General features: G+C 65.6%; 5 protein-coding genes. All 5 read right to left on the reverse strand.

Annotated elements, in window-relative coordinates; all coding sequences use genetic code 11:
• The 5 genes from paaC to JHD07_RS31240 all read right to left on the reverse strand — a co-directional run bounded on the left by paaC (position 1) and on the right by JHD07_RS31240 (position 4,137).
• Positions 1 to 777, reverse strand: a complete 777-nt coding sequence (gene paaC, locus JHD07_RS31220) for a 1,2-phenylacetyl-CoA epoxidase subunit PaaC (RefSeq protein WP_291629133.1) — start codon at positions 775 to 777, stop codon at positions 1 to 3.
• 128 nt (positions 778 to 905) lie between these two features.
• Positions 906 to 1,193: a 1,2-phenylacetyl-CoA epoxidase subunit PaaB gene (gene paaB / locus JHD07_RS31225; protein WP_015687593.1), complete on the reverse strand. Its 288-nt coding sequence runs from the start codon at positions 1,191 to 1,193 to the stop codon at positions 906 to 908.
• A 10-nt stretch (positions 1,194 to 1,203) separates the two neighbouring features.
• Complete coding sequence (gene paaA / locus JHD07_RS31230; protein ID WP_291629153.1) at positions 1,204 to 2,196, reverse strand: 1,2-phenylacetyl-CoA epoxidase subunit PaaA; 993 nt, start codon at positions 2,194 to 2,196, stop codon at positions 1,204 to 1,206.
• 75 nt (positions 2,197 to 2,271) lie between these two features.
• Positions 2,272 to 3,138 carry a phenylacetic acid degradation operon negative regulatory protein PaaX gene (paaX, locus tag JHD07_RS31235; protein WP_291629155.1) on the reverse strand — a complete coding sequence of 289 codons (867 nt, stop codon included), beginning with the start codon at positions 3,136 to 3,138 and terminating at the stop codon, positions 2,272 to 2,274.
• Between the two features lie 228 nt (positions 3,139 to 3,366).
• Positions 3,367 to 4,137, reverse strand: a complete 771-nt coding sequence (locus JHD07_RS31240) for an alpha/beta hydrolase (RefSeq protein WP_291629157.1) — start codon at positions 4,135 to 4,137, stop codon at positions 3,367 to 3,369.
• Positions 4,138 to 4,143 lie beyond the last annotated feature (6 nt).

Genomic DNA, 4,143 nt, shown 5'->3' on the forward strand with positions numbered 1-4,143 from the left:
TCACCATGTCAGCCCCGGAAAAGTCCGCTGCATCGACTGCAGCTCCGACAGGAGATGCCCCAGATGCTCGCTGTGACGACCGGAGCGGCCGCCCTGCTGCATCCACTCGTTCTGCGGCAGCACGAGCGTTGCCTCGCGGGTGACATCCGAGAGCGTCGTCAGCCAGCGACCGCGCAAGCTCCCGGGATCGACGACAATGCCGTCATGGATCAGCGCGCGCTCGCCGTCGTCGACCGAAAACATCTCTCCGGTGAAGGCCCAGAGATGATCGATCGCAGCCTGCGCGCGTCGGTGGCTCTCGTCGGTGCCGTCACCAAGCCGGATGATCCATTCCGAGGCATGGCGCAGATGGTAGGCGCTCTCCTTCTCCGATTTAGCGGCAATCGCCGCCAGCGTCGCATCGCGCGAACTCATCATCTCGCGCCAATAGAGATCGGCGAAGGCGGAATAGAAGAATTGACGCACCAGGGTCTGGGCAAAGTCGCCATTGGGCTGCTCGACCAGCAGCATGTTGCGGTACTGCCGCACGTCGCGCAAGTAAGCGAGCTTGTCCTCGTCGTTGTCCCTGCCTTCGGCCTTGGCGGCAAAGGTGTAGAGCTCCCGCGCCTGGCCGATCAGGTCCAGCGCGATATTGGAGAGCGCCATGTCCTCTTCCAGCATCGGCGCGTGTCCGCACCATTCCGACAGCCTGTGACCGAGGATCAGCGCATCGTCAGCGCGGCGCAGCGCGTAGAGCACCAGCGGCGTTTCGGAGACCTGGACGTTGGCAACAGGCATCTTCTATCCACTTGTTCCGATCTCATCCTGAGGAGGCGCGCAGCGCCGTCTCGAAGGATGGCCGCAGGTTCAGGGGCCTTCATGGTTCGAGATGCGCTTGGCGCTCCTCACCATGAGGGGAGTGAGCACTACATGTGCCCCACTTCTTCCGGCACCTCGTAGAACGTCGGATGCCGGTAGATCTTCGATTCCGCCGGCTCGAACATCATGCCTTTCTCGGCGGGATCGCTGGCGGTGATCGCGCTCGACGGCACGACCCAGATCGACAGGCCCTCGCCGCGGCGGGTGTAAATGTCGCGGGCGGCCTGCAGCGCCATGGTGGCATCGCTGGCATGCAGCGATCCCACGTGCTTGTGCGCGAGCCCGTTGCGGCTGCGAATGAAGACTTCCCACAGCGGCGTGTTCGGCGTGGCCATATCGATCTCCCTATTCGGCAGCCTGCGCGGTCTGACGTTGCGCGCGCTTCGCCGCATAGGCGGCCGCTGCCTCGCGCACCCAGGCGCCCTCCTCGTGCGCCTTGCGGCGCGCGGCCATGCGGTCGCGGTTGCAGGGGCCGTTGCCGGCGAGCACCTGCTTGAACTCGGTCCAGTCGATCTCGCTGTAGCGCCAGTGCCCATCGGCGTCCTGCGTCATGCCGGGGTCGGGAATTGTGAGACCGAGATATTGTGCCTGCGGCACGGTGGCATCGACGAACTTCTGGCGCAGCTCGTCATTGGAAAAGCGTTTGATCTTCCATTTCGTCGAAGTGTCGCTGTGCTGGCTTGTGGCATCGGGCGGGCCGAACATCATCAGCACCGGCCACCACCAGCGGTTCAGCGCATCCTGCGCCATCGCCTTCTGCTCCTCCGAGCCGCGGCACAGCGTCACCATGATCTCGTAGCCCTGGCGCTGGTGGAACGACTCCTCCTTGCAGACGCGGATCATCGCACGGGCATAGGGCCCGTAGGAGCAGCGGCACAGCGGGATCTGGTTCATGATCGCGGCGCCGTCGACCAGCCAGCCGATCGTGCCGATGTCGGCCCAGGTCAGCGTCGGATAGTTGAAGATCGAGGAATATTTGGCCTTGCCCGCGAGCATCGCGTCGACCAGTTCCTCGCGCGAGGTGCCAAGCGTCTCGGCCGCAGCGTAGAGATAGAGGCCGTGGCCGCATTCGTCCTGTACCTTGGCGAGCAGCGCGGCCTTGCGGCGCAAGGTCGGCGCGCGCGTGATCCAGTTGCCCTCGGGCAGCATGCCGACGATTTCGGAATGGGCGTGCTGGGAGATCTGGCGGGTGAGCGTCTTGCGATAGGCCGCCGGCATCCAGTCGTTCGGCTCGATGCGCTCCTCGGCATCGATACGGGCCTGGAACTGGGTAGCTTTGCCTGCGTCCTCAAGATCGCGATCAGCGGTCTCGGCCGTGTTCAGCGCCTGGGTGTACATGCGCATCCTCCCGATTTATTGGGAGACAATATATAACTGAAATACCTTCGTGCAAGATATTTCTGTAACACAATATCAGGCGCCGAACCTCCGTTCCAGCAGCTTTCGCGCCGGCGGCAACGGCCCTTTTTCATTGGTGCCATGGCTGTCGAGCCATTGCTCGGACGGAGCGAGCAGCGCACGGTAGATGTCGCCGCAGAGCTCGCGGGCCGCCCTCCCGGGCCAGTCCGCCGGCAATAGGCTTTCGGGCAGCAACGGATCGCGCAGCACGACCCGGCGGTAATGGTGGATCAAGAGGATCCGGGCCGTGAAGGCGTCGGCCTCGGATAGATCTGCGCCGCGCGCCATCGCGGCGTGCAGCGGCTCGAAGGTCTTCATGAATTTCAGATAGGCATCCGCCGTGCGCCCCAGCGGCCAGCTCGCGCTGAGCAGGCGGCGGCCGTTGTCATCCTCGGCCGAGACTTCGAGCCGGATCGCGGCGGCCGCCTCGTCGGGCACCGGCACACCCGAGGGCGCGACCCACACGCCCGGCAGCGGACTGCCGAACCCGGCATTGCGCAGTGCCTCGCGCGAGGCGTCGCGGTCCTCGCCGTTGCCGATCAGGAGCAGCTCGAAACGGCCGGTCCAGTCCGACGGCGGCGGATCATAGATGTGGCGTGTCGCCGCCTCGAACGTCTGCCGGCCCTTGTCGGCCAGGCGATAGAAGCTGTTGCGCCCGACCTTTGCGCGCGTCAGCCAGCCGTCGGCGGCAAGTCGCGACATCGCGGTTCGGACGACGCCGCTGTCGATGTCGAGACTTTCGAAAAATTCCAAAAGCGTGCCGAGCCACACGGAGCCGCCGCGCGGCACGATGGCATCCCCGAACACGGTGATGACGATGGAGCCGGTGCGCGACGGCTCGCGCTTGAGCTGGTCGATGATGCGGGAGAGCGGATGCGCCATGCGGCATGGCTTAGCGCGTTTGGTGCAGGCGCGACAATGGATGGGGCGACGCTCTTGCTCTTCCTCTCCCCGTTCTCACGGGAAGAAGGTCGGGGTGAGGGGCTGCATCCGCGAACTCAGTGACAGACAGACTCGCTGAGAGTCCCCCTCACCCGCCACGCTTCGGACGATGCTCCGCATCGCTCGGCGCGTGTCGGCCTCTCCCCGCAGGCGGGGAGAGGCGAAGAATCACCGATGCGGATCGGGATAGGCGAGGCTGCGCCAGCCGCTGCGGTCGAACGGGCGCCACTGGCCCTCCTTCTGCGCGAGGCGGTCGGCCACGGCATAGACGACGGCAGGATGATGGCCCATGCCGCAATGGCTGCTCTCGACCTCGATGCTCTCGGTCTGTGCACCCGACTTCTCCATGCAGCCCTGCCAGGCGCAGACGCCGTCGGTGCGGCTGAAGATGGCGGTGGTCGGCACCGGTGGCGGCACGGCAAGGTCGCCGCCGAACTGCGGATCGACCTCGTCGGCCTTCCGTCCGCTCGCCCATTCATAGACGCGCCAGGCATTGGTCGAATGGGGGGTGCCGGCGAAAGGACTGCCGAGCGTGATGATCTGACGCACGCGCTCCGGCCTCATCTTGGCGAGCTGGCGCGCATAGAGGCCGCCGAGACTCCAGCCGACCAGGCTGATCTTGCGGCCATGCCGATCGCTGAGCTCGTCGACCAGATCGACCATCGCATCCTGGACGCCTTCGCGCAGGCCATAATTGCGGCCCTGTCGCCAGCCGCTCACCGCATAACCCTTGCTGGTCAGAAACGCGCGCAGCGCCCGCGTGGATGTATCGGACGCCACGAGGCCGGGCAGCACTAGGACCGGATGTCCATCGCCGCGTGGCGCAAGGCTCAGCAGCGGCAGCGCGCCGAGAAAAGCGCCGAACTCGTGGATCGCGCGCCCTTCCAGGAACATCAAAGTGCGGGACGGGGGATGCAGCGGCTGGGCGGAAGCGGTCATCAATGG

Source organism: Bradyrhizobium sp. (genome assembly GCF_016462955.1).
In the GTDB taxonomy this organism is placed as follows: domain Bacteria; phylum Pseudomonadota; class Alphaproteobacteria; order Rhizobiales; family Xanthobacteraceae; genus Bradyrhizobium.

Bases quoted from the DNA above. Each gene is read 5' to 3' on its own strand.
- paaX (WP_291629155.1), bottom strand. From the start codon at position 3,138: ATGGCGCATCCGCTCTCCCGCATCATCGACCAGCTCAAGCGCGAGCCG.
- JHD07_RS31240 (WP_291629157.1), bottom strand. From the start codon at position 4,137: ATGACCGCTTCCGCCCAGCCGCTGCATCCCCCGTCCCGCACTTTGATG.
- paaA (WP_291629153.1), bottom strand. From the start codon at position 2,196: ATGTACACCCAGGCGCTGAACACGGCCGAGACCGCTGATCGCGATCTT.
- paaC (WP_291629133.1), bottom strand. From the start codon at position 777: ATGCCTGTTGCCAACGTCCAGGTCTCCGAAACGCCGCTGGTGCTCTAC.
- paaB (WP_015687593.1), bottom strand. From the start codon at position 1,193: ATGGCCACGCCGAACACGCCGCTGTGGGAAGTCTTCATTCGCAGCCGC.